This window comes from Methylobacterium brachiatum, assembly GCF_020523825.1.
Taxonomy (GTDB): Bacteria; Pseudomonadota; Alphaproteobacteria; order Rhizobiales; family Beijerinckiaceae; genus Methylobacterium; species Methylobacterium brachiatum.
Map to the genome: position 1 here is coordinate 17,113 of NZ_JAJALK010000025.1, position 25,897 is coordinate 43,009.

Annotated in this window: 13 protein-coding genes and 1 pseudogene; 8 read left to right on the top strand and 6 right to left on the bottom strand. The window is 64.5% G+C overall.

The window, feature by feature from the left end:
• The first annotated feature begins 11 nt into the window (after positions 1–11).
• From LGR69_RS29480 to LGR69_RS29500, 5 genes are all read left to right on the top strand, one after another.
• A complete protein-coding gene (locus LGR69_RS29480; RefSeq protein WP_230368287.1) occupies positions 12–1,535 on the top strand; it encodes an aldehyde dehydrogenase family protein in 1,524 nt (507 codons plus the stop codon).
• Positions 1,536–1,554: 19 nt separating this feature from the next.
• Entirely contained in the window at positions 1,555–2,910 is a 1,356-nt protein-coding gene (locus LGR69_RS29485) for an NAD(P)H-dependent oxidoreductase (RefSeq protein ID WP_230368289.1), read from the top strand.
• A gap of 55 nt (positions 2,911–2,965) precedes the next feature.
• Positions 2,966–3,985, top strand: a complete 1,020-nt coding sequence (gene dctP / locus LGR69_RS29490) for a TRAP transporter substrate-binding protein DctP (RefSeq protein WP_230368291.1) — start codon at positions 2,966–2,968, stop codon at positions 3,983–3,985.
• 27 nt (positions 3,986–4,012) lie between these two features.
• A complete protein-coding gene (locus LGR69_RS29495) occupies positions 4,013–4,789 on the top strand; it encodes an enoyl-CoA hydratase/isomerase family protein (protein ID WP_230368292.1) in 777 nt (258 codons plus the stop codon).
• 407 nt (positions 4,790–5,196) lie between these two features.
• Complete coding sequence (locus tag LGR69_RS29500; protein WP_230368293.1) at positions 5,197–5,625, top strand: FRG domain-containing protein; 429 nt, start codon at positions 5,197–5,199, stop codon at positions 5,623–5,625.
• Here LGR69_RS29500 and LGR69_RS32130 read toward each other — a convergent pair.
• The 5 genes from LGR69_RS32130 to LGR69_RS29525 all read right to left on the bottom strand — a co-directional run bounded on the left by LGR69_RS32130 (position 5,551) and on the right by LGR69_RS29525 (position 18,734).
• Complete coding sequence (locus LGR69_RS32130; RefSeq protein WP_230368295.1) at positions 5,551–10,770, bottom strand: FtsK/SpoIIIE domain-containing protein; 5,220 nt, start codon at positions 10,768–10,770, stop codon at positions 5,551–5,553. The two genes, LGR69_RS29500 and LGR69_RS32130, sit on opposite strands and share 75 nt — an antisense overlap.
• Positions 10,767–12,299, bottom strand: coding sequence for a hypothetical protein (locus LGR69_RS29510; protein ID WP_230368296.1), 1,533 nt, complete (start codon positions 12,297–12,299; stop codon positions 10,767–10,769). Before LGR69_RS29510 ends, LGR69_RS32130 begins: the two co-directional genes overlap by 4 nt.
• Positions 12,292–14,115, bottom strand: coding sequence for a hypothetical protein (locus LGR69_RS29515; protein ID WP_230368298.1), 1,824 nt, complete (start codon positions 14,113–14,115; stop codon positions 12,292–12,294). The genes LGR69_RS29510 and LGR69_RS29515 overlap by 8 nt, the downstream gene beginning before the upstream one ends.
• A 358-nt stretch (positions 14,116–14,473) precedes the next feature.
• On the bottom strand, positions 14,474–16,372 hold the full coding sequence (locus LGR69_RS29520) for a hypothetical protein (protein WP_230368299.1): 1,899 nt from the start codon (positions 16,370–16,372) through the stop codon (positions 14,474–14,476).
• A 1-nt stretch (position 16,373) separates the two neighbouring features.
• Positions 16,374–18,734 carry a sensor histidine kinase gene (locus tag LGR69_RS29525; protein ID WP_230368301.1) on the bottom strand — a complete coding sequence of 787 codons (2,361 nt, stop codon included), beginning with the start codon at positions 18,732–18,734 and terminating at the stop codon, positions 16,374–16,376.
• Between the two features lie 1,801 nt (positions 18,735–20,535).
• Between LGR69_RS29525 and LGR69_RS29530 the strand changes: the two genes are divergently transcribed.
• From LGR69_RS29530 to LGR69_RS29540, 3 genes and pseudogenes are all read left to right on the top strand, one after another.
• Positions 20,536–22,317 (top strand): diguanylate cyclase domain-containing protein, encoded by a 1,782-nt coding sequence (locus tag LGR69_RS29530; RefSeq protein ID WP_230368303.1) that lies wholly within the window; start codon positions 20,536–20,538, stop codon positions 22,315–22,317.
• Between the two features lie 12 nt (positions 22,318–22,329).
• A pseudogene (locus LGR69_RS29535) lies at positions 22,330–22,986 on the top strand (putative bifunctional diguanylate cyclase/phosphodiesterase); the annotation flags it as partial.
• Positions 22,987–23,154: 168 nt separating this feature from the next.
• Positions 23,155–24,441, top strand: a complete 1,287-nt coding sequence (locus LGR69_RS29540; protein ID WP_230368305.1) for a methyl-accepting chemotaxis protein — start codon at positions 23,155–23,157, stop codon at positions 24,439–24,441.
• A 105-nt stretch (positions 24,442–24,546) separates the two neighbouring features.
• Here LGR69_RS29540 and glcF read toward each other — a convergent pair whose 3' ends face one another.
• Entirely contained in the window at positions 24,547–25,860 is a 1,314-nt protein-coding gene (glcF, locus tag LGR69_RS29545) for a glycolate oxidase subunit GlcF (protein WP_230368306.1), read from the bottom strand.
• Positions 25,861–25,897: the final 37 nt, after the last annotated feature.

Consider the following 25,897-nt stretch of genomic DNA (forward strand, 5'->3'; position numbering starts at 1 on the left):
AAGGAGACACCATGTCCGATTCGCAGCCCGCGTCCGGTCCCGCGCCTGGTCCCAAGCCGGCCATCCTTTCAAAGCAGATGCTGATCGGCGGCGCCTGGCAGCCGGCGGTATCCGGCCGGACCATCGTGGTCAAGAATCCAGGGCGGCGGGAGCCGCTCGGCGAGGTACCGCGGGGCGAGAAGGTGGATATCGACCGCGCCGTCGACGCCGCAGCGGCGGCGTTCCCGGCTTGGGCCCGGGTCGCGGCTCGCGACCGCGGCCGGAGGCTGCTCGCCATCGGCGAGGCCCTCGAAGCGCGCCAGGAGGAGCTGGCGCGCCTGATCGCCAGCGAGACCGGCAACGCCCTGCGCACGCAAGCGCGGGGCGAGGCGCGCATGGTCGCCGACGCCTTCCGCTACTTCGGCGGCCTCGCGGGCGAGCTGAAGGGCGTCACGATTCCCCTCGGCGAGGGGCAACTTAGCTATTCGCGGCGCGAGCCCCTCGGCGTGGTCGGTGCCATCGTGCCTTGGAACGCTCCGGCTCAGCTCGCGGCCCTCAAGATCGCACCGGCCGTCTGCGCCGGCAACACCATCGTGCTGAAAGCCGCCGAGGACGCGCCGCTGGCGGTGCTGATGATCGCCGGGATCTGCCACGATCACCTGCCGCCGGGTGTCATCAACGTCGTGACCGGCTACGGCGAGGAATGCGGTGCCCCCCTGGCGTCCCATCCCCGCGTGCGCAAGGTCAGTTTCACCGGCTCGACTGCCGTCGGCAAGGCGATTATGCGGGCGGCCGCGGAGCGCGTCGCCCCGGTCCCGCTCGAACTCGGCGGCAAGAGCCCGTCCATCGTCTATCCCGACGCCGACGAGGACTGGGTGCTCGACGGGATCGTCGCCTCCATGCGCTTCACCCGGCAGAGCCAGTCCTGCACCGCTGGGTCACGCCTATTCCTGCACGCCGACATCTACGAGTCGTTTCTCGATCGCCTCGTGACCCGCACCGCGGCCCTCAGGATCGGCGACCCCCTCGACGAGACGACCGACATCGGCGCGATCATCAACGAGCGCCAGTTCACCAAGGTCTGCGGCTACGTCGCAGACGGGCTGAACCGTCCGGAGGCGCGGCTCGTCACCGGCGGCCTGCCGCCCAAGGAGGGGCCGCTGACACGCGGCTACTTTGCGGTGCCGACGATCTTCGCCGACACCTCGAACGACTGGCGCCTCGCCCGGGAGGAGATCTTCGGGCCCGTCCTCGTGGCGATCCCCTGGCGGGACGAGGACGAGGCGATCCGCATGGCCAACGACAGCCATTACGGCCTCGCCGCCTACATCTGGTCGCGCGATATCGGCCGCGCTCTGCGGGCCGCACACGCCGTCGAGGCCGGGTGGGTCCAGGTCAACCAAGGCGGCGGGCAGGCGCTGGGCCAATCCTACGGTGGCATCAAGGAGAGCGGTATCGGGCGCGAGATGTCGCTCGAAGGTATGCTCGACAGCTTCACCGAGACGAAGAGCGTGAACGTCAACCTGGCGATTCCGCCGCTTCGGGCGGCCCGATAACGGCGGGGAGACGCCTGAGATGAACCTCTACCGATTACTGCGTGATCGGCAGGACGCCGGAAAGCCGGTGACGGTCGGCCTGATCGGTGCCGGGAAATACGGAACGATGTTCCTGGCCCAGGCCCGCACGACGCCGGGGATGCAGATCGTCGCGGTCGTCGATCTCGACCTGGGGCGGGCCGCCCGTCAGCTCGCCGCCTGTTACTGGCCGGCGGAACAGGTCGCGGCCCACTCCTGCGAAGACGCGATCCGAACCGGCCGGACCTGCCTGACGGACGACGCCGACGCGGTGATCCGGGCCGGTGGCATTGAGGTGATCATCGAGGCCACGGGCGATCCGCGCACCGGCATCCGCATCGCGCTCGCCGCCATCGCGGCCGGCAAGCACGTGGTGATGGTCAACGTCGAGGCCGACGTGGTAGCGGGCCCGCTGCTCGCGCGGAAGGCCACTCAGGCGGGCGTCGTCTACTCGCTCGCCTACGGTGATCAACCGGCGATCGTCTGCGAGCATGTCGACTGGGCCCGCGTCTGCGGCTTCCGGGTGGTCGCGGCCGGCAAGGGCACCCGCTACCTGCCGCGGTTCCACCAATCGACGCCCGACACAGTGTTCGGTAACCTGCCGGGGCTGATCGAGATTGAGGACCGGTCTTCGATCAACCCGAAGATGTTCAATAGCTTCGTGGACGGGACCAAGTCAGCGATCGAAACGACCGCGATCGCCAACGCGACCGGCCTCTGGGCCCAGTCGCAGGGCCTCGCCTTCCCGCCGGCGAGCCGCTTCGAACTCGCCGACGTGCTGCGCCCGAAGGAGGAGGGCGGCAGCCTGGAATTTACCGGGGTAACGGAATGCGTCTCCTCCCTCACCCGGGACGGGTCGAGCGTTCCGCACAACCTCGCCCACGGAACCTTCGTGGTGGTCGAGGCGGCGGAGGACAGCGCCTACACCCGGGAATGTTTTCGCGAGTACCACATGCTGCCTGACGCGACCGGACGCTACGCGGCCCTGTACCGGCCGATCCACTTCAGCGGCCTGGAACTCGGCATCTCGGCGGCCTGGGCCGCCCTGCTCAGGCAGCCGACCGGCGCCCCGACTAGCTTCAGCGCCGACGTGGCGGCCATCGCCAAGCGCGACCTGAAGGCCGGCGAAACGCTCGACGGTGAAGGCGGCTACTGCGTTTGGGGTCGGCAAATTCCAGCCAAAGACTCCCTCGATGAAGGTTACCTGCCCCTCGGGCTGGCCCATCAGGTGCGGCTGATCCGCGACGTGCCGATGGGTACCGGGGTGCGCTGGGGCGACGTCGCCTTCGCGCCGGACGATCCCGTCGTGGCCTTGCGCCGCGAGATGGAGGCGGCCTTCGACCCGCGGCCGGCCTGATGGAACCCTCACCGCACCGTTCGACATCGACCCGCGCTTCGTGAAGGATCACACCATGCAGACGCGCCGCGCCCTGCTCTCCACCGCCCTCGCGGCGCCGGCCCTCGTCCGGCTTGGGCGGCAAGTGGCGGCCGGCCGCGACCTGAAAATCTCGCACCAGTTCCCAGGTGGCTCGGAGGAGGAGGGCGACTTTCGGGACCGGCTCTGCCGGAAGTTCGCCGCGGCGTTGCGACAGCGATCCGAGGGGGCCCTCACGGCGACGGTCTATCCGAACGCGTCGCTCATGAAGACCAACGCGCAGTTCGCAGCCCTTCGCAAGGGCGCGCTCGACCTGAGCCTCTTCCCACTCGCCTATGCCGGCGGCCAGCTCCCGGAGCTCAATATCGGGCTGATGGCCTGCGTCGTTGGCTCCTACGCCCAGGGTGCGGCTTGGAAGACCGCGCCGGTCGGGCGCAAGCTCGCCGCGTTCCTGGCCGAGAAGGGCATCGTTATCGTGGCTTGGGTCTGGCAGGCGAACGGCGTCGTGTCCCGCGCCAACCCGATCGTCGTGCCCGAAGACGTGCGGGGTCTCAAGACTCGGGGCGGGTCCCGCGAGATGGACATCTTGCTCCTCGCCGCCGGGGCCGCAACGCTACCGTTGCCGTCGAACGAGATCTATGCGGCGATGCAGACAGGGGTGGTGGACGCTGTCGTCACCTCGTCGACGAGCATGATCTCCTTCCGCCTGGAGGAGACCGGAAAGCACCTGACGACAGCGCGCGACCGCACCTTCCTCTTCACCTTCGAGCCTCTGCTGATGTCGAAGGCGATCTTCGATTCTCTCACGTCTGGCGAGCGTGACCTGATCATGGCAGCGGGGGCCGAACTGGAGCCGTTCGGCACGGCGGGCTCGAAGGCGGATGAGGACAAGGTCGTCGAGGTCTTTCGGAAGGCCGGGGTTCAGGCGCAGGAGATCGATAAGACCGCGTTCGAGAAATGGCTGGCGCTCGCCCGCACGTCGACCTGGAAGGATTACGCGGGACGGAGTGCCGAAGCGGCCGAGCTGCTGAAGCTGTCTCAGGACATCCAAGCCTGAGCCGCACGTCACGAAGAACGGATCGACATGACCGGACAGATACTCGAGGAGACGTCTGGCTCCTGCGCCACGCTAACGATCAGTCAACCGGCGCGGCGCAACGCGCTGACGGTCCTGATGTGGCAGGATCTTGCGAAACGCGTGCGGGCCCTCTCCCGAGACGATGGCATGCGCTGCATCGTCATTCGCGGCGCGACCCCGGAAGCGTTTTCCGCGGGCGCAGACATTTCCGAATTCCACGCCACGCGCGCGACCCACGCGCAGGTGGTTCGATTCCATGAGGAGTATGTCGGCGGTTGCCTGGAGGCGATCGCCACCTGTCCCGTGCCCATCGTCGCGGCGATCCGTGGCTCCTGCTTCGGCGGCGGTCTCGAGATCGCCGTCGCATGCGATATCCGGATCGCTGCCGCTGACGCCCGCTTCGGTGCTCCAGTCGGACGCATGGGCTTTCCGATGGCGCTCGGCGAGACCGAAGGCCTATTCAAGCTTGTCGGGCCGGCGGTCACCGCGGAACTGCTGATCGAAGGTCGTCTCTTCGATGCCCAAACAGCCCACGAGAAAGGCTTGGTGTCCCGGGTCGTCCAGACGGAGGCTTTCGAGCGTGCCACGATCGAGACGGTGGAGAACATCTGTGCGAGCGGCATTCGGGCTGCCCGCTCGCATAAGCAGCAGATCCGACGTCTGATGCAGGATGCCACCGCCGTCACGCGCGCCGAGCGGATGGAAGTTTACAGCTTCGCGGATAGCGAGGAGTACAAGCGCGGCGTTGAAGCATTCCTGACGAAAGCGCGTCGCCGCCGCTGAATGTGACTGTCGTTTTTCTGTTCCAACCCTGCACATACTAATCACAAAATTCGTAAGTTTCTATAAAATGACGATATTCTGATAGATGTCTGAAATCAAGTTATAATTTTTCAGTTTACCGCTTCGCATCGAACAGCATTGCCGATTGTAGCAACAGCCATTTGCGAGTCATACCGCGACCGGGGCAGTAGGAGGTTAAAATTCTCCCTTTCCAGCTTCCATACATTCCGCCGCAGGACCGCTTCGATAGCTTGGGCTCGGCGCTGGTCAACCTTGGTGGTTGTTACCCCGAGGCCACGTGCCAACATACAGGAATCGACCCAGACACGGGGAAGATGTTCGAGGTTGATGTGCCCCGGTGGCTCCACCGCAGTGAGGCTGGAAGCTGGCCGCGGCCGACGTCCAGCATGGAACGAATTGAATCCCTCGAGCGCGGCGTGTTCGCCTCTCTGCCGGAGGATGTTCGTGTCCCCTTCGCGCGCGCCCTGAAAGCGATCTCCCTGCGCGCCACCGACGAGCTCGTGGCATGGCTCGGGTTGGGACGTATGCAGGCCGCTGGATTCGCACAGCACTACGGCTTGCCGACAGAATTTCTAGATCTCACGGCCAGTCTCGCCGTTGCCACCGCCTTCGCCCTTGGTGATCCGGAGGAATGGACCTCGCCGAAACGGGTGTCCTTCGCCGTGCTCGACATGCGCCGCGCCGTTGACACGCTGAGATTGAGCGAGGGTGGCCCCGCTCAATGTCGAAACGGGGAGGGGTCAGACCGGCTCGTGGATCTCCGATACGGGAAACTGTTGTGCGAGGTGATCGACCACGGCCTCGATGAACAGTGAGGAGGCCAGTGGCACCTGTGCGTAGATGAGGTCCTGCTCGCCTTCCAGCCTCGCGAGAAGATGCCCGCGACCGAGCAGCCGCTCAGCCCCGGTCTGGCCAAGCGCGATCTCGGAGGTGCCCTCGGAGTCGACGCGCAGGATCAGGCGATTGCCGAGCTGTGAGCGGAGCTGCATCGGCATCACGCTCGCTTCCGGCCGTTGCGCCGCGAAGATCAGGTAAATGCCCGCAGCGCGCGCCATTACGCCCAGGCGGCCCACCGTCGCCGTGACGGCGGTGCGATACTCCTCCGAGAGCATCCACTCGGCGAATTCATCGTGGATGACCCAGTAAGCCGGGAGCTGCTCGGACGGTGCGACCTTCGCGTTGTAAGCCGCGATATTGGCGACGCGGACCGTGCGGAAGAGCTTGTAGCGTCGCTCCATCTCCGCGACGAGCGCCTCGAGCCGCTGTATCGCGGCGGCCTGGTTGTCGATCAAGCCGCCGTCCAGGTGGGGGAGGGCATCGAAGGCGAAGTAGTCGACGCCCTGCTTCGGATCGATCAGGATGATTTGCGCTTGCCGGGGTGTATTCGTGATGGCGAGACCGAGCAGGATGGCCTGCATGAGCACGGACTTTCCCGACCCCGTGCTTCCGGCGATCAGCGTGTGGGGCGCGTGCAAGCCTCCCGGTGAGAAGGTCAGAAGTGAGTTGTCCTCTTCCTTGAGTCCGATCACGAGGTCTTGGTTGCCGTTCCCGGACGGCTGTGGCCTCCAGCGCTCCCAGACCTGCTCGATCGTGACAACCCGTCGCTTCGGTCGCGCGATCGCGATGGCGACGGCCCCCGGCTCAGGGCGCGCCGAGACGACGGTCAGGCTGAAGGTGCTCAGCAGCTGCGAGCGGTACTTAGTGACGAGCTCCGCTGTCATGTTCGCGCTGCCAGCGAAGCGGAGGAGGGCGGTGTTGGGCGTCAGCAACTGAGACACCGATTTGGCCTGTAGCCCGAGCTGCTGCAATGCGCTGCGGGTCGCGGTCGCAACAGTCCCGAGCCAGGTCTGATCGTCCTCATCTGATTGGACGTGCGCTTGGATCAGCGCGTCGATGACATCGTCGCCCTTCGGTGGGACCGGAACACCGGTGGATCCCGCGTCGCCGACTTCCGCGTCGGGCGATACGGAAGCGGGCGAAAGCGCCTCTGGTCCGATCGGATCAGGCTCGGTCACTGACGGGGGCGGCACCGCCGGAATCGCGGAGGTGTCGCGGCCAGTGACCTGGGCTGGGAGAACGGCGCCGGCCGCGGTGCGGATCGGCGCTGGGTCGAGATCCTGCGCGAAGGCGAGGAGCAGCGCCTTCAGCTCGGCGCGCCCGTAGATCTCCTGCTGGCAGTCGCTCAAGCCTGTGACAGGCGCCACCTCTGTCGGGCTCGGCTCATCGCTCGCGGTCGGAACGAAGATATGACTGTATCCGCGCACGCGGAGGTCACACCGGCCTTCTCGCACCGCCCGCCGCCACTCGGAGAGGTTCATCGGGCTCGCGGCGGGAACCTGGATGCCATCGAGCAGCAAGTCTCCCAGTCGCGAGAGCCAAGACTCGCGATCCAGGCGTGTGCCCTCACCGAGCAGAGCCTCGCGAACGCGTTTGACGGTGTCACGCAGCTGCTTTGCCGACTCCTTGCGTTTGACCGGGAGCAGCGTGGCGCCGACGTACTTGGCTTCGGTCACCACGATCGTAAGCTCGAGGCGTCCGTCTGGCCGCTCTTGAGGCGCGAGGGCCAAGATGTCGGCCTGCGTCTCCTCTCGGGCGCCGAGCCAGGCCGCGTAGTCGTCGAGGAAGTACCAACCGACGAGTGCGGTCGGGTCGAATTCGCGCCGCGCGAGATATCGGCTGAGCACGACCCCGATGAGTTCGCTGGCAGCCTCGCCGCGCTTGGCCGCACGCAGGACGATATCGCCCGACACGTCGTTTGCCGCGGTGATGAGCTTGTCCGCCAACGCCTGAACGGCTGCCTCGTCCAGGCCGAGGTGCAACCCGTTCAGTCGGGTCCGCACCATGGCCCGAAGGAGCCCGAGGGGTGCTAACGAGGAGATGACGACATTGCGCCCCTGGGTGGCCGACTGCTTGTACCGGATGACACGAACCTTCTGGTTCTGAAGCTGCCGGCGATCGAGCAGCTCGTCGTGGTTCACCACCCAAGCACCCAGGTCGTGCGTCTCCGCGAAGATGCGGGCCGTTCTAGGGTCGTGGAAGTCGAGCTGCCGGGTCGGGAGCAGCCGCCGGTCGCCATCCTCACGAAAGTCCCCTTTCAGGAAGGTCGTGGCCGCTGACAGGAAGGCCCAGCCCTCTCGGCTCTGGACGGGACAGCAGAGGTAGACGGCCGATTTCAAGTCATCGGCACAAGCCGGCCGCCGGCGCGACCAGCGAGCTGGCAGCAACGCCTCGAGATCGGCGGGCCGGGCCGACTCCGCGTACCATTCCAGTGTTGCGTGCCGCGAGATGACATCTTGGCTGAAGACGATATCGTAGGGCCGTCCGTCGCGCGGATCCGGTGGGGGCGCTTCATCGGCGATCACGCTGATGCGCAAACGCGCCATGAAGTCTTGTGTGGCCTCTGAGGCTGAGTAGCTGTCGGCGTCCTCCTCAGCCGACAGTATCGAGCGGTAGAGCTCGCGCAGGCGCGGGGGATCGGTATGCCGGAGCATCACCTGACAGCGCACGTCTTCGGCGTCGTCGTGAATGCCACCCAGGCCCTGCACGACCGATTGCGGGAGCCGTGGCGAGTCACAATCAAACAGCACGACAGACAGGTTCGCGCGCTCGTGCGGATGCAGTGCGATGTAGCGCCGAACGAGGTCGAGAACACAGGCTGCCCCCGCGCTCGGGTCGTCGTTGACGTCCGCGGAGCCGTCCCGGTCCAGCACCGGCGCTTCGTGCAGCGTGTAGTCGCCCTTGGTGTCGACCAGCGCGAGCAGGTCGGCCTTCCGGCCCGTCCAAGATACCACCACCTCCGGGTAGAAGGGGTGTTCGAGATCCGCCGCGAGATCGCGGAAGAACAGCCGGGTATCGCCGCCTTGTCCGTCTCCGCCGGCGATCGCGAGCCGGACGATCCGCGTGACGAGTTGCGCCTTGCGCCACAGCGCTGCCAATCGCAGGGGGTGCCAGGGCGCCACGATCGCAGCCGGTTCGCCGTCGTCGACGGCGGTGGTTCCCGACTCTAGGAGCGGCCGCAGAAGCGCCTCCCGGTTCCGGTCGCCGGGCGCCAAGCGCATCAGCTGCTCGAGCAGCGTGGCGTAGGCTCCCGCCTGAAGCCGCAGCCCCTCCGCACCGGCCCCGTGTGTTCGGAAGCCGCGAACGGCGTCGGCGAAGGCGGTTCGGAACGCATCGAACGCGGCCGCGAGCGTGCTGGCGGCCTCGGGCGTGATCAGGCCTTCCGCCACATGGTTCTGCAGCCGCACGGGCCAGAACAGCGCCAGATCGTTCTCCTTGCGGTACACGGCCAGAAGCGAGCCACGGTCCCGGTCGTAGGCCGGCACGAGGGTGCGCAGGTCGCGCAGATCGATGGTCCCTGCGCGGCGGCCGGCCACGGCCGGCTCACGCGCGGTCCGACCGGTCGTGAACGGATGCGCCTCCAGGCGGGCCCAATCGTCGACGAATTGCGACGCGATGACGTTCGGCTCGTAGCGCCAGATCAGTTGCGTGGAGGAGACCTGAACGGATCCCGTCGCGGTCTCGCTCTCCATGTCGAGCTGGAACTTCAGCTGCAGCGCGGCTTTCGCAGTCGAGCGGTTCGGGACGCCCTTGGTTTTGGCTTGGCGCCACTCGGCAAGCAGCGTGTGGAAGTCGAGCAACGGTCCGAGATCGAGAACGACATCCGGCCCGAGCAGGCGCTGCAATCCGGCGTAGCGCAGGGCGAAGTAGGCGCCCGCATCCGCGTTGAGCGAGCGGAGGTCGCGCTTCGTTGCGCGGTCGCAGCGGATCCTGAGCGTGCGCTTGGTACCGCCTTGGGCGAGGAACGTCTCCATCGCGGCGGCCAGACCGGCTAGGAAGTCGGACGTTTCGCGAGGGCGCCCGTAGATCAACTTGTCCCAGGCAGACTTGAGCTTGCGATCAATCCGCAGCTCGTCGCGGTGGGCGTCGTAGAACTCAACGTCCTCTGGGCGCGGATCGGATGGGGTGCGCTCGGACAGAAGCCGGAGATATTCCTCGTCCTCTGCGGAGAGCAGGCCGTCCTCGCCTTCCGCAAAAAACCGACGGGTCTCGTTGCCGAGATTAAACTTCTCGCGCGTCAGCCCTTCGAACAGGGGCTTGATCTGCTCCCACTCACATTCTGCCAGTGCCGCGGCTTCCGCGTTCCAGCCGGGATGTGCGCTGATGAACGCTTCGATGACCGGATGATAGCATTCGGAGATCCCGACCCGTGTCTTGGCGAACGCGGCACGCAGATCATCCTCGTTCAGCAGAAGCTGCGCTTGCGTCTCCTTCAGGAGGAGGCCCTTCCGGCGCCGGTTCAGGCCTGCGAATTCCCGCTGCCAGGCCGAGGTGTGACGGCGCGAACGCTCCTTGATGCTCGTGAAGGCGGTCGGATCCTTGGGCAGTTGCAGGGCCGGGAGGGCAGCCCCGAGGGCGTTGATGAGCGGATGCCCTTCGTCCCGGCACGCGGCGCTCACGCGCAGGACGTAGCCCGCGAAGCGGTCGAGGGAGGTCGTGCGCAGCTGGCTCAGTCCGGCGAGCGCGCGCTCGAAGACGACGCGCAGATCGTCAGTGAGGCCGAGGTCTGCCTCGACGGCCGCGACCCAGAGCGGCAGCCGCTCGAGAAGTTCGGGCACGCCGAGGCGGCTCATGTCTTGGAGCGACTGCTCCTCGTCGCCGCCGAGGGTGGTGACGAGGTAAGCCCCCTTCTCGCACGCGGCGTCCCGGTAGAAGGTCGCCGGCAGCGTCGTGAGAGCCTCCGCCGGCAACCCGCTCGCGCCGAACAGGCTCGCGGGCAGCTTGACGGCCACACGCGCGTCCAAAATCGGGTCTGCAAGCACGGCCGAGGCAATGGCAGCCGTCTGCGCGACGTTGAGGCCATCGATGAGGACGCGCGCGATACCGGTACCGGCCTCCGCGTCGCCCAGCTCGGCGCGCAGTTGAGCCGCGGCCACGCGGCCGATGAGGTCGTTTCGGGTCACTGCGTGATCCTCGCGAGCGGGTTCTCGATGTAGGCGCAGGCGTCGGACAAACGGCGAAGCATGCCGAGCGTGCGAAGGCGCCGCTCCAAACGGCCGGAATTCGCCTGAAACGCCTTCTTGTCGAATTCCTCTTGGTCCAGAGCGCGCTCAGCCTCCTTCTCCCCGATGACGAGCCCGTAGCGGTCATAGAGGAGGGTCAGGAACGCGCTGTAGTCCATGCGCGTCGCCACGTTTGCGAGGATCAGAGCCTTGAGCAGCGCGTCGGTGGGCGCGTACCGCAGCCGCGTCGTACCCCGGCGCGAGACCAGCCCGGCTCCGATGCCATAGGAGCGATGCACGTTGGCGACGTGGTTGCGGTGGCGGTTGACCGCCGCACGACGAAACTCGGCGAGCAGCATTTCCGGGTCGTGCGCGCCGTCGTAGTCGTCGCCGGCCGGCCAGCGGACCCGATCGATCAGGATCCGGCGGCAATCGGTGAACGGCGTCTCGCCCGCCAATGCCTGCAGCCATTCCGGGCTCCGCGCGATCCCCGCGACATAGGCTTCGATCGCGCGCTCAGGAAGCGCGTTGTTGCGCTGGTAGCTCGTGACTGCCAACTCGCGCACGAGTGTTTTTTTGGGGACGACGACCTCGCAGACAAAGGATGGGGCGGGTCGCTGGCAGAGTTCGGCGGCGACGACGAGCTGGTAGCGGAGCAGGTGAAAGGCTCCGAGCGTCGCGAGATGCGGGTAAGCATCGAAGCGTGGCAGGCCGAGCTCGAACACAGCCAGCCAATCTCGGCCGAGGTCGTCGAAGCAGGAGTGCTGCGCGTACGGGAGATAGCTGTTGCCGCGCGATTGTCGGTCCTCGTCGTAGATCGGCTCGATCAGCTTCAAGAGCCGGTCGCAGGGATCGCCATCGAACGCTTTGAGAAAGTGCGGTCGCAGCGCGGCTGCCACGGAGGAGCGGCAGAGCATCTGGTAGATCAGCTCGCCTGGAAGACCGAAGTTGATGTACTCGCGCGACGGATTGCCGTTAACGAGGTTCAGGTCCTCATACAGGGCATGTCGACCGAACGGAAACACGAACCGCGAGCTCCAACGCTTGTTGGCGCCGCTCTCGATCGTCGACGACCGCAGCATCGTCACGAGGCTTGCAAAATCCCGAAACGACCCGAAGCGCTTGCGCAGGTATGAGAAATCCCGGACTGGGATTCCCTGCGCGCGCTCGTTCATGAGCCCGATCCATTCCTCCCACGATGCCACGTCACTGCCGCCGCGCGCGGCAATCCGGCTCACGGACTCGCCGTTGTAGAGGATGTTGCGGGCATACATCCGCCGTGCCGGCTTGTAGCTCAGCGGGTATGGCGTGCCGCCGTCATCGAGCAGCTTGCCGGCTCGCTCGCACGCCTCCGCGACACCGAGGAACTCCAGGAAGATCAACCAGGGTGTCGTCGAGTCCCAGAGCCGGTGTCCCCAGATTTGCTCATCCACCCACATGTCGTTGCGTGGATGGTGCCCGACGGGAGGCGGCGGAAGCGTCTCAAGCATCGGCAACCTCGATAACCTCGTCGGCCGGATCCCCGGCCGCGTTCAAGGTGAGCAGTTTGAACACGAGATCTCCGTACGCGTCCGGCGGACGCACACGCTCCAATGCTGCGAGGATGGTGCTCTTGAAGGCCAGAATGTCCTCATGGCATTCGCGCGAGAAGCTTCCGGGCAGCGCCCCTGACGCGACCCGCATCAGGAACTCGTAGCGGATCAAGTTGAGCGTGAGGGGGCAGCGGACGTCGGCATCAAGGTGGACGACGAGCGTTGGCACAGTATCGACCTGAACAAGTTCGACGCGCTCATGACGTTTCGGCGCGACGGAGATGCGCTCTTCGAGGAGCTGGCTCAGACCGGACCCAGAGTAGGACAGGTTGGTTGCGAGCAGAAGTTCCCGATCGGTTGACACCAGCATGCCCGTGAAGACACGATTCAGACCGTTGACCAGGCGCCCCAGGATACGTCGGCCGACGCGGCCGTCCTGAGACAGAGGCCGGACGACCTCGTCGAGATACTCTCCAGCGCGCGAGAATACGCTGAGATCCCACAGGCGCAGCTCCTCGGCTTGGTCCTTGGGGATCCGGAAGAACATCGCGCGTCGCTGCGCCACGAGTGAACTCAGGAACGGATGGCCGCCGTCGAGTTCGGTCTCTGGACTCTCGAGATAGCTTGTGCGGGCGGTGCGCAGTTCCGCGAGCCGACGCGGCGGCGTGCCCTGCTCAACCAGCGTGATGAAGTGCTGTCGTAACACTTCATCGTCCGAGCCGAAGATCAGAATGTTGTCTATGCGATTGGTCGTCTCATGGCCTATGCCGAAACGTGAGAGGAACTCGATGATTTCCAAGCTCTCGCGCCGCGCCGGTGTCAGGTTCTCGCCGAAGACGTTGTCGTAGATGTCGGAGCGGTGCAGGGCGCCGGCGGCCTGAAGGCTGGCGATATCCGACGGTTGCATCAGGCGGTCCTTCACGGCCGGATGCCCGAGGATCACGTTGGCGAGGAACAGGAGAACGCGCCGGACCGGCGTGTGCAACCCGCTGTGGTCGAGCAGTACGAACAGCGCTCGTAGCCGCGCTTGGAAGAGCGGCTGTCGGAGCGTCTCGAAGTTCCTGCGGATCGGGCATTCCGGACCGAAGAAGCCCGCCTCAGTCGCCTCGTCGTAGGCAGCCTGCCAGCCTTCGTGCTCCAGCAAGGCCGAGAGGCTCAAGTCGAGGATGTCCACACACGGGATCTGGCTCAGATTGAAGAACGCCACGCCGTCCGATGCCGGGTCGCGATCCCGGACGAGAAGGTTTTCGAGCAGAGCTCTGACACGCGGAGCATGTTGAGCATCGCCGAGTCTCCGCCACGCCTCCATCAGCTGTCCGTCGTTGGCGGCAACGATGAAGATGCGATCCGGATCGGGATCCAGCATCGCCGCGCTGACCGCGCAGAGCAGTTCGCGCCGGTCCGCGTAGGGGCCGACCGGTCCGAAGCCTGGAAGTTTTGTCAGATCGCGAATGACGCCGACCGTCCGCGCTCGGCCTGCGATCGTCGCGGCGGTCTCGTAATACAGCTGGTCGGTCGCCCAGACGGCGCCGTCCCCGCCGAGCGCCGACCACGCACGCCCGCACAAGCGGCTCTTTCCATCGCCCGCCGTTCCCGTGAGGACGACGCATCGAGCCCGGTTCGCATCGGCTTGAAGCAATGCGAGAAGCTTCGTCTGTACGGGGTGGTGAAACGAGATCGGTCGGACATCGAGCCGCTTGGCCGAACGATTGATGTGCTCGTCGTACATGTTCTCGTTGTGCGGCGTCGGACCGTACAGGCGCAGAAACCGCACCCAGCGCTCACCTAGTCCCTTCATCGCGACCTCGCCTCTGAGCTGTTGGGACGGCTGGAAATGGCTGTGACGCCAAGGCGGGCGGTCCCCGTTTGACCGGTGGGATAGCCCGAATGCACGCGCGTGTCCGGTCCGGCGGCCGGCAACGCCCCTCCGATCGGGACGTCAACAGCGCGCACGCGCCCTCCACGGCCGAACTGTTCATGGCCCGGTTTACCGGCCGGTGCAGCGTCGACAGAGTGATGGGTCAATCGAGCATCCTGCGAACCGCGGCTCGCGCCCCTCGCGTGATGTCACAGCGCCGCTTCGAGGACCCGGGTTTAGCGCCCGGCCACGAAGCAGCGTCCGGTGATGACGATCAGCGCTCCGGAAAGAGGTTGACGACCATCTGAACCTTTTTGACGAACTCTTCCCGTCCGGAGATCGGCCCCTCACCGTCCTGAAGCATGACAGGGCCATACTGCCGGCGATTTTTGTCCAGATCCGCGCGACGCAGGCGGCGAATTTTTCCCAAGTCGTCGAACTCTCCGCGCAGTTGCGCGAGCACGCCGCTCTCGTACTGGGCGGGGTCGGCAGCCGCGAGGGCGGTGCGGATCTGAACGAAGATCGGGTCCATGATTACGGCGGTTCGGTCTTCATCTCCGACAACACAGGCCAGATTCGCCTCGCGTCGGATCGGATCGAAGAGCCGGGTGAACACGCCGTCGCGTTTCTTCACGACGACCTCGAGCGCCGTATAGCGGTACGACGGCAGCTTGTCGGGCATTCCGACGCGGGTGAGATTGGCCGCAAATTTCTGTTGCATCGCCAACGCATGCACGGGGCGGAGCCGAGCAACGCGCTGAAATTTGGCGTCCCTCATCTCCCGGTGGAAGCTCTCGACGGGAATCGCGCGCAAGCGCTGCGCGTCCCACTCGATGATCAGATCCTCGGTCTGCCCCTCGTCATTCTCATATTGGAAGATGTCGATACGCAGGACACGCTCGTAATTCGAGCTGCTTCCGGACCGCATCTGAGCCGAACGCTTATGAACATCCCCGTCGATCAGCAACACGGTGCCCACCTTGCCGTGCTCGAGGTCGCAGGCTTGTGAGATGACCATGGAGGCGTTCATCACCCGCTGGCGATCTCTGCCGCGACCTTGGACGTGCTCGCTGATGAAAAGCTCGCCGAGATCGATCCCAAGCCCTGGCCCAGCGTACTGAGCCGGGAACGGCTCCATCGTCCGGAAGGCCGTTGCGTGGGCGAGCTTTGCCACGGCCGGGCTCGGGATCAAGGCCTGCGACGGCTGTGCGTCGAAGTGCAACCGGCCGAGCTTTGCCGTCGCGGTGTTCAGGCCCTTGTGGTCCTCCATCTGCTTGCGAAGATAGCCCTCAAACAGGCTTGAGACGTGCTCACCGAAGCGTCCGTTCCTGCCCTCGCCGGCACTTTTCCAGATGAAATAGAAATCCGGATTGTCGAGCGACTTGATCTCGCGCGTGAATTCCTCGATCGCGTCGACCAGCGCCGTGCGCCAGGTCCGGACGAACTCACCGACGATCTGGCTTTGGCCGAGGCTCTGCACGCGATCGGCCAGGCTCGAGACAAATTCGAACACCGCGTCGTGGAACTGATTTTTCGTCACGAACTTGAACTGAGAGCCGAGCAGCTCCGCCTTTTCGCGGAAGCTTTCGGCAAGATTCTGATCTCTGAGCTCGGATGACATCAGCACGACGATCGGCATTTCGTCGTCGCGGTAATGACTGAGCACGTCCTTGATCTTTCCGATCGACCGATCGATCGAGGGAGCAGAATTATCTCCTAAATAATAATCGAGAAAAATAAGCGGGAATTTCTCGAGCTTCGAGTTGTCGTCCCTGCCGATTTCCTTGGTCTCGACCCCGAGCTGCGAAAGCAAGGCGCGGAGGGCGTCGAGAGGCGCGCGTTTGATGGCGTATTCAAGCTGGACGGTTCCGAGGATCGTCTTGGCGATCTTCGCGATAGGAGACGCCTCTCCGGAACTGAAACTCTGCCGGAGGCGCTCCTGCAATGCACTATCTGTGCGGATCTGATCGGAGAATGCCGCCCGGTCGACCGGCCAAGTGCCGCCCGCCTCCGTGAACGCGGCCTCGAGCTGATCATCCGCCTCGATGAGCAGGAAGGCTCCTTCGAGATCGCCCTCATCGTAATCTGGCTGTGGATCGAAGGCGTCGTCGATCAACAATGCCTTCGTAACCTTCCGGTTCTGGAAGATCGCTTTGGCGTCTGCGAGATCCATCTTACTGTCCGCTGATGCTCAAGACGAAAGTATGCAAGCGACCGCGTGCATCGGGATTGTCGAGGAGGTAGAGATCCCCGGCGTGGCGCTTGGCGATTTCCCGGGAGATGTAGAGCCCAAGCCCCTTACCCTCATTGGGCGGCTTGAACGTCACGAATGGCCTGAAGACCTCTTCTGCGCGTTCTCGAGGGATCCCGGGCCCATTGTCGGTCAGGCGAAGCTCCGATGCCGCGGCATCGATCTGCAAGCTGATCTTTGGCACGAAGGTCGGATCGAGCCTCTTCTGCTGCCGGAGCCAGAAGATCGAGTTGTCGATCAAATTCTCCAATACCTGTACGATCATACCCCGCACGGCTCGGACCTCGTAGGCTTGGGAGCCGGCATCGCCGAGGTCGAGCTCCGGCTCGATCCCGAGGCGGGCGAAGCGATCGCTATGGGAAGCGAAGATATCTCTCGCGAGCCCGCGAACATCGAACTTCTCGGCCCGATTGCGACTGTTTGGGCCGAGGGGATCCAGCGCTTCGAGGCGCTTGCGCATGATGCGCATTTGGCTCTCGACCGCGTCGAAAGCCGCGGCCACGGATTTGGGGATGTGCGCCCGGTCCACGCCAGCGATCGTATCGAGTGTCTGCCGCGTCACGCGACCCAGTTCGTGCGCGATGATCTCAACCTGCAGACCGACCCCCGCCAAATCGACGAGATCCCTGTGCTGCCGCTCCGCTGAGACCAGCGCGTCCCGTGAGTTCTTGAGGCGGGTCTCCATATCCTGGAACGCCCCTTGAAGGTAATCTACATCCCCGCGCTTCTCAGCCGGAACCACCGCTCTCAGAGTCGACAAATCATCGCTGACTTTCTTCGCCGTGGAATGCAAGAAATTCGATACTTCTTGAACATCAACGTGCGCTTTTTTCCTGGCTTCCGCCTCCACGGAATTCAGGAAATCCTTGAAATTCTCGGTCAAGGCTTTCCTGAGCAGGAGAACAAGCAGCGTTTTCTCTTCATTCGTTCGCAAACCCTCGCGATTGGTCTGATCGATGAGATGAGGATTTTCGGTTGCGGAGATGTAGACCGCCCCGATGAGCTGCTTGCGATTGACTTTGTATCCGCTCGAGCTTAGCGCCCTGGAATCGATTCCTAACCAATCATCATCCGGGTTACCGTAAGGATTCACGCGGAACCCGTCGCGGTACATCATTAGGCCGTTCGCCCACTGATTGACGGTGTCCCTGATTTTGTTTCGATCGCCGACGCCGTCGATGCCCTTGATTTTTTGGCGATTGAACCAGTGAAAATCGGCTTTGAACGGACCGAGACTCTCCATGGCTGCGACCGAGACATCATCCTTTGACGTCACACCGAGGATGTCTTCTCGACTCCAGAATTCAGTCTTTCTTCTGTCGTAACTTAGATATTCGATGTCGAACGTCAGGCCAGGGCCTTCGACGGGGTCGATGTCGTACCGGATCGACCCGCGCGCGAATGCGGCGGCGAAAACCTCGCGTGCGAAGGTCGGAATCGGTATCCGGCGGCCATTGACCTCGATGACCAGCGGGTATCTCACGTAACCGTGGAACGGATCGAACAGGCGGTCGAAGTAATTGTCGGTCAGCCGCTTGACGCGATCCCAGTCCCAGTCCGCTTTGAGCGCGTTGATGCACAGTGTCGTACCCGAGACCGTTGCGTCGGTCTTCAAATCGCCCTGTCTTGGCTGAACCGTGACTTTGTCGAGCGACACCGCCGACTCGTGTGTGAAGGCACGCCAATCGATCTGCAACACGTTCCAGTGCCGCTCGCCGCGCGTGCTCGTCTCCACCGTCAGGTGATCGCCGAGACGCATCGTTGAGAGACGCCCGAGACCTTTCCCGCCGACGAAGGCACGGCCGTCGTCGGACGGGTCTAGGCGTGAGCGCGTACCGATGGTCAGAAAGACCTCGTCGAGCAGTTTCAGCGTCATGCCGCGACCGGTGTCGATGACCGCGATGGTATTGAGGTCGTCGAACGCCGCTTTGAGCGCCTCGGCGAGCGAGAGAAGCCCGGATTGTTGGCTGACCCGCGCAATGAATTCCTGCCGGACGTGCTCAGGTGCGCTCTCGTCGATCTTCGAGAGGACGTCCTGCAAGATGCGATCCGCGAGGACGGCGGCGTCGGCACCCTGCCTTGCCACCGTCTTTTGTGCTTGCTCGATCCGCCTCAGCGTGTCGCGCAGATGGCTGTATTTGAACACCGTCGTGATCGCGATCGTCGCGCGCTTTGAGCGGGCGTCGTACGCGTTCTTGATGAGTTCATAGAGCGCTGTCGCGTCCGAGCTGATCAGCTCGGCGCCGAGTTCGAGTATCGTCCGCGCGGCGACCCTAAATGCCACAACCGACCGCCCTCGTTGCGAAGTGCTCGAAGGGCTGGGCTGGATGGCGCCGGGTCGGCGGTCTCGATATGCGCAGTGGCGCGGCGCACGATCGGCCGTCCAGCCGCGCGGCGTAGGCAGGGAGTTTAGGGACGGTCCGCGCCATGAGCGTTGTCCGTTGGGGTTGAGAGCGTCCTTCGCCGGCACGGCAGACGGCGTCGGCTGGAGGGCGTACACAATCAGAGGTTACAAGGGAGTAAGCGAGGTGGCGCGGGAGCCTGCAACCTTTGATATGCGTGGCTCAAAAGCGGTTTGGGGGGTTGCCCGTCGACGGGCGCATGTAACGCGGAGCTGATGCGGCCGGCGCGCTGCCGATCCCATCACCGTTCGTGTTCGCAAGCCGAATGGCTGCGTATTATGGAGGAGCCTGAGGAGCACGATGGCCTGACCATGAGGCCGCTCCGTCCTGCATAAGGTGATGCAACGCCGGCAGTGCTGTTCCTGACGCGCCGGCTCCAGGCCGCGGGATCGCGAGCGAGCCGCACTGGGCGTACCGGCTACAACGAGAATCGAGATGTCTCACGTGCGGCGTTCCGCTCTAGGATCCGCCTGTCGCTTGATGGACAGGTCGCGAACGTCGGCACCTACGCCACCGACGTATGGCTCAGGTTCTACACGGACCCCGTGATCTCGGCTTTCAATTTTTGGCGGTTCTTTCCGGATTGGGATCTATTCAAGGCTCGCTGATCAGGTTGAGGCGGCGCATGTAGCAGAATTGTGACGCCTGTACCGGCGCCGGTCCGCAATCGTCCTAGGCAGACCGGTGGTCCGAAGCGCCACCCCTGCGAGGTGGCGTCGAAAGAGTCTACTTCTGGAAAATGGTGCCGAGAATCTGAAAGACACCTCCGCTCGACCCGTGCCATAGCCTAGCGCGGTGAGAGACTAGGTCGCAAGCGCGCGCTGAGCGATCCCTCGGGGTTTTTGATCTTGCGCACGACGCGAATGATCAAAGGCGCCGCGCCGGTGAGCCGGCATTGTGCAGCTTCACAGATCCGTCGTGTAGAAGAATGGTTGAGCACCTCGTTCAACCCGTCGTTGAGCGCCGTTCTGCGACCTCGGGTGAAGATCTATCTCGGAAGCCTGCGCTCTCACCACTGTAAGTGACGGCTTCCGCGGCCATCAATGTCTTGTTTGAAACCACTTATGCCGCGATGAAGGCTGACGATCCTCGATAAAGACGCCGAGCACCGGCAGAAACATAATGATTTTGTAATCTTCTCGTGTAAGCGTGAAGCCGTCAGAGGACTGAGGAGCCCTACGTTCGAGAAGGGCTACGCGATGCGTTATGATACGCACACGGGAGAAAGCCGCAGTGGCTTGCCTTGGCAAGGACGTAGTCTGTCGTAGCGCGATCCCCCACGAACGGGATGCCGGTGGATCCGGCGCGCGTTTCACTTACCTCCACCACTTCGCGGCTGAACTCGTCCATGCGCTGGTCCTGGGCATGCGGCTGATTGGTGGCGGTCGCTTCGGCTCCGCGGTGATCGCCCACGGCCCTGAAGTCATATTGCGACGCCGCCGGTCGGCCGCGGGTCACAAACTTCCGGATTGCAGCGGCGGTGCACTCCTCACTCAAGACGCCGGGTCGGAGTTAGGGTCTGTCAACGCGCACCCGGCATCGAGGACGCCATATGGCCGGTTCAGGGCCGAGCTGTGTGAGCGCGAAGCTTCAGGAAGAACTCTCGCGCCTCTCGGAGAAGGCAGTGACATAGCCGGTCCCGCGCCGATGGACCGGCCGCCGGTCCACGGGAGTACCGCATTCGTGCATGCGGCTCTGGAGAACGTGGACCACGGCATACTGATGCTGTGCCCGAACAATCGGGTACTTTTACAGAACCGCCGCGCCCGCGAGCTGCTGGGTCTTTCCCCGGACGAGCTACGGGACGGGCAGCCGTTTGACGAGCTTCGCTGGCTGCAATTTCAACCGCGCGCCTCTGGCCCGCCGATCGCCCTACCGCGGCGTCGGATTGTGCGGCGTGACTCGGAATGGCGCCCGCTTCAGCGCCACGCGGCAGAGCCGGACCAAGTCTTTCTCGAGGTTCGCTCAGTGCCGCTCGCCGACGGCGGCGCAGTGAAAACGTTCACCGACGTCACGGAGCAGTGGCTGGCCGTGTTGGCGAATCAGGAGAGCGAACAGCGGTACCGTTTGCTTGCCGAGAACACGACCGATGTCCTCATTCTCGGCGACCTCGCGGGAGCGCGCCGCTACGTATCTCCAGCAACGCGAGCGATGTTCGGGTGCGAACCCGAAGAACTGGTCGGTGAACATCCGCTCGTGCGCATCCATCCGGAGGATGCCGTCTCCTACGAGAGGGTGCTGGATGATCTCAGAAATCTCCGGGTCGAACAGTGTGTGACCTGCTGGCGATACCGGCGATTTGACGGAGCGTGGATGTGGATGGAAGTCTCGTTCAACGTCGTGCGCGACAACGGTGGCCGTGCAAGCGGCTGGGTTGCCGTATTGCGAGACGTCAGCAGCAGACGAGCGACGGAGGAGGCGCTACGCCTCAGCGAGCAAAGGCTCGCGCTCGCGCTCGACAGCGGCAATGATGGCCTTTGGGATTGGTGTGTCCGTAGTGGGCGTGTCACCTTTTCCCAGAACTGGTTTGGCATGCTTGGCTACGCCGAAGGCGAGTTCGAATCCCATATCCGCACCTGGGAACGATTGATCCACCCCGAAGATACCAAAGGCGCCCTGCGCTGTCTCACGCGACATATGGAGGGACAGACGCCGCATTTCGAGTGCGAGTACCGCTTGAGAACCAAGGCGCGCGGCTACCTCTGGACGCTGGCGCGCGGAAAGGTCGTCGAGCACGATGGTAACGGGCGCCCCCTGCGGATGGTCGGCACGCATATCGATATCACGCGCCGCAAAGAAATCGAGCAGCAGGTCGCACACATCGCCGCGCACGACGCGCTCACAAATTTGCCCAACCGTGCGCTGTTCCGCGATCGGTTGCGTTGCGAACTCGCCAACGCGAAGCGTCACGGCGGCAGCTTTGCCGTGCTCGCGTGCGATCTCGACCGCTTCAAGGCTGTCAATGACACGTTGGGACATCCAGCCGGTGACGCGCTGCTCCGTACGATCGCGGATCGCTTACGCGCGATCGTACGCGACGGCGAAACCGTCGCACGGCTCGGAGGTGACGAGTTCGCGATCATCCTCGGGCGTTCAACCGACCCGCAGGCGGCCAGTCTCGCAGCCCAGCGCGTTATCGAGGCTGTCGGACAGCCGGTCGATCTTGACGGGACGGTCGCGAGCGTTGGCGTGAGCATCGGCCTCGCCATAGGTCCACAGGACGGCTCGGACGCCGACACCCTGTTCAAGAACGCTGATATCGCACTCTACCGTGCGAAGGCCGCCGGGCGAAACTCGTACAGCTTCTACGAGCCCGGAATGGACGCGGTTGTGGCCACGCGTATTCAGCTGGAACGCGACCTGCGCGACGCCGCTCGCGGCGGCGAGTTCGTGCTGCATTACCAACCGATCCTGAATCTCGCGAGTGGCGAGGTCGGCGGCTTCGAGGCGCTGTTACGCTGGTAACACCCGACGCGCGGCACGATCTCTCCGGCCGAATTCATCCCTGTCGCCGAGGAGACGGGCTTGATCGTCGACCTGGGCGCCTGGGCGCTTCAGGAAGCCTGCCGCCGAGCGGCTGGATGGCCGAACGGGTTACGCGTCGCTGTGAACGTATCGGCCGTACAGTTTCAGCGTCCGGGGCTCGAGGAAGCCGTCGTCGAAGCCCTCACGGTGTCCGGCCTCGCTGCACAGCGGCTGGAGCTGGAAATCACAGAAAGCGTACTGATGCAAGATGTCGAGGTCGCGGTGGTCCGCCTTCATCGTCTGCGAGCACTCGGTGTCCAGATAGCCCTGGACGATTTCGGAACCGGCTACTCGTCCCTGAGCTATCTGCGTCGATTCCCATTCGATAAAATCAAGATCGACCGCTCCTTCATCAAGGAGATCGCTGACCCAGACACCGCGACGATCGTTCGGGCAATCGTGAGCATCGGAGGGCAGTTGGGCATCTCCATCACGGCCGAAGGCGTGGAGACCGAGGAACAACTCGTCCGCGTGCGGCAGGAAGGCTGCACCGAGGTCCAGGGCTTTCTGTACGGTCAGCCACTTTCAGCGGCCTCGGCGTGGAACTTCATTCAGAGCCACACGCCATTTGCGGCAGAAGCAGCCTCGGGGTTCTGCACCGCGGCATGACGACAAAGATGTCCCACACTGCTCGCTTCTTAGATCTAGCTTCTATGACGGGAACGTGGGGCTTAAAAAACAGATCAAAGCGACGTATTTCCGACGCCTCGCAAACGGCGTGTATGTTTATTAAGCAATTTGGCCAACTATTAGGCGATACTTCCTGAGGAAATTAACATGTTTAGAAGACGCTCGACCAGTGATGAGTTGTTGGAAGTGCTTGGCCGCCACGCGGGCATAGGCCTTTGGGATGCCGTTCTTCACGACGGCGATCCTATGCATCCCAAGAGCCGCTGGACTTGGTCTGAAGAATTCCGTCGTCTCGTCGGATTTACCGCGAAAACTGATTTTCCCGACGTTGTTCATTCATGGTCCGATCGGTTGCACCCGGACGACACGGCAAGAGTTTTTGCGGCGTTCGGCGCGGCGCTGACCAACATCGAGGACAAAGGCGCGTACGACATCAACTACCGGCTGAAGCTATGCAGCGGCGATTACCGCTGGTTCCGCGCCACCGGCGGTGTCGTGCACGACGCATCCGGCAAGGCCGTCCGCGCGTGCGGGTCTCTGGTCGATATCCACGTCGCCATCGAAGCCGCCGCGTCGAGCCGGTCCCGAGCGCAACACATCGATCAATTGCTTGCCGCGTTCGACCGAGACGCCTCAGGCGTCCTCGCCGGCCTGTCCGCTGCAGCGACAACAATGGATGCTATCGCGCGAGCTATGGCGGTGGTCGCCGACCGGACGAACCGCCGGGCCATCGAGGTCGCCGGTGCAGCCGAGCAAACCTCCGGCAACGTCGAGACCGTCGCTGCCGCGACGGAGGAGCTGAGCGCGAGCGTGGCGGAATTGTCTGCCCGGGCCGCGCGATCCGAGGAACTGGCGCGCGAGGCATCGGAGAAGGCCACGCAAACCGATGCTCGGGTCCAAACGCTCTCGAAGGCCGCGGACAAGATCGGGGCCGTGGTCGGGATGATCAACGCTCTGGCGGCCCAAACCAATCTCCTGGCCCTGAATGCTACCATCGAGGCGGCACGCGCCGGGGAAGCCGGCCGGGGCTTTGCGATCGTGGCTGCAGAGGTGAAGGGCCTCGCGGCTCAGACCACGCGGGCTACCGAGGAGATCGCGATACAAGTCGATGAGATCCGCCAAGCGACCCATTCGACCGTAGGTGGGATCGCCGAGATTGGGGAGTCGATCACGACCCTCAGCGATATGGCCTTGAGCATCAGGCGCGCGATGCAGGAACAGGGAGCGGCGACAGGCGAGATCGCGCGCAGTGTCTGCGAGGCGGCCGACGGCTCGAAGACGGTGTCGCAGAATATCTTCGATGTGCGACACGGAGCCAATGAGACGGAACGGGCGGCGGAGGACGTCCTGAACGCCTCCCGAGACGTGCTGGAGCGCTCTAACCAACTGGGCACATCGATCTCGGAATTTCTGCGTTCCGTCAAAGCAGCCTGAGGAGGCTTGGACGCGCGTGAAGGTGCATCCCCGGGTAGCGCAGGCGCTGTGCAGTCGCCTCTCCTGTGCGCCCCGGAACGCCGGGGGCACAGAAGAACGGTTTCCTCAAAGATCGCCACGCGCCAGAACTCCCGGCTTCGGGCCGCCGGTCGCCCAATCGAGCAGCTCGACCGTGTGGACGATCGGGATGCCCGTGCCCTTCCCGATCTGCGTCGCGCAGCCGATGTTGCCGGTGGCGATCACGTCGGGGCGCACGCGCTCGATATTGGCGACCTTCCGGGCGCGCAGCTTCAGGGCCAGCTCGGGCTGGAGGATGTTGTAGGTCCCCGCCGAGCCGCAGCAGATATGGCCCTCGGGCACGTCCTTCACGGTGAAGCCGACCCGCTTGAGCAGGGCCTTCGGCTCCGTCCGGATGCCCTGGCCGTGCTGCATCGAGCAGGCCGAGTGGTACGCCACCACGAGGTCGCTCGCGTCCGTGGTCGTCTTCAGGTCGAGCTGCGCCACGTACTCGGTCACGTCCTTGGCCAAGGCTGAGACCCGCTGCGCCTTCTCGGCATAGGCCGGGTCGTCGCGGAACATGAAGCCGTAATCCTTGATCGTCGTGCCGCAGCCGGACGCCGTCACCAGGATCGCGTCGAGGCCTTTGGCGATCTCGGCATCCCAGGCGTCGATCGTCTGCTTGGCGTGGGCGTGGGCCGAGTGCTCCTTGCCCATGTGGTGGGTGAGCGCCCCGCAGCAGCCCTCGTTGGCGTGCACCACCTCGATCCCGTGGCGGTTGAGCAGCCGGATCGCCGCCGCGTTGAAGTCTGGCCGCAGCACGCTCTGGGCGCAGCCGCGCAGCAGCGCGACGCGCTTGGCGGCCTGTCCGTTCGCCGGCGCGAACCGGCCCGGCCGGTTCGTCGGCTCACGGGGCGGCATCCCGGCCGGGGCGAGGTCGAGCATCGCGGCGAGGCGGTTGCCCACGCGCGGCAGGCGGCCGACCAGCCCGCGGAACGGCGCGCCGAGCTTGGCGGCGACCAGCGCGAGGCGGAAGCGGTTCGGGTAGGGCAGGACCTGGGCGAGCAGGGCGCGGAGGAAGCGGTCGCCCGTTGGCCGCGCGTAGGTCTTCTCGATATGCGCCCGCGCATGGTCGACGAGGTGCATGTAATGCACCCCCGACGGGCAGGTGGTCATGCAGGACAGGCAGGAGAGGCAGCGGTCGACATGCTTGACCACCTCCTGCGAGGCCGGCTTGCCGCCCTCCAGCATGTCTTTGATCAGGTAGATCCGCCCGCGCGGGGAATCGAGCTCGTCGCCGAGCAGCAGGTAGGTCGGGCAGGTCGCCGTGCAGAAGCCGCAATGCACGCAGGTTCTCAGGATTTTCTCCGAGGCCGCCATGGCGGGGTCGGCGAGCTGGGCGGGGGCGAAGTTGGTCTGCACGGGTCACATCCTCGGCGCCTCGCCTCCCCGCGACCGG

Coding starts and splice junctions, on each gene's coding strand:
- LGR69_RS29480 (WP_230368287.1), top strand. CDS start 12: ATGTCCGATTCGCAGCCCGCGTCCGGTCCCGCGCCTGGTCCCAAGCCG.
- LGR69_RS29485 (WP_230368289.1), top strand. CDS start 1,555: ATGAACCTCTACCGATTACTGCGTGATCGGCAGGACGCCGGAAAGCCG.
- dctP (WP_230368291.1), top strand. CDS start 2,966: ATGCAGACGCGCCGCGCCCTGCTCTCCACCGCCCTCGCGGCGCCGGCC.
- LGR69_RS29495 (WP_230368292.1), top strand. CDS start 4,013: ATGACCGGACAGATACTCGAGGAGACGTCTGGCTCCTGCGCCACGCTA.
- LGR69_RS29500 (WP_230368293.1), top strand. CDS start 5,197: ATGGAACGAATTGAATCCCTCGAGCGCGGCGTGTTCGCCTCTCTGCCG.
- LGR69_RS29510 (WP_230368296.1), bottom strand. CDS start 12,299: ATGCTTGAGACGCTTCCGCCGCCTCCCGTCGGGCACCATCCACGCAAC.
- LGR69_RS29520 (WP_230368299.1), bottom strand. CDS start 16,372: ATGGATCTCGCAGACGCCAAAGCGATCTTCCAGAACCGGAAGGTTACG.
- LGR69_RS29540 (WP_230368305.1), top strand. CDS start 23,155: ATGTTTAGAAGACGCTCGACCAGTGATGAGTTGTTGGAAGTGCTTGGC.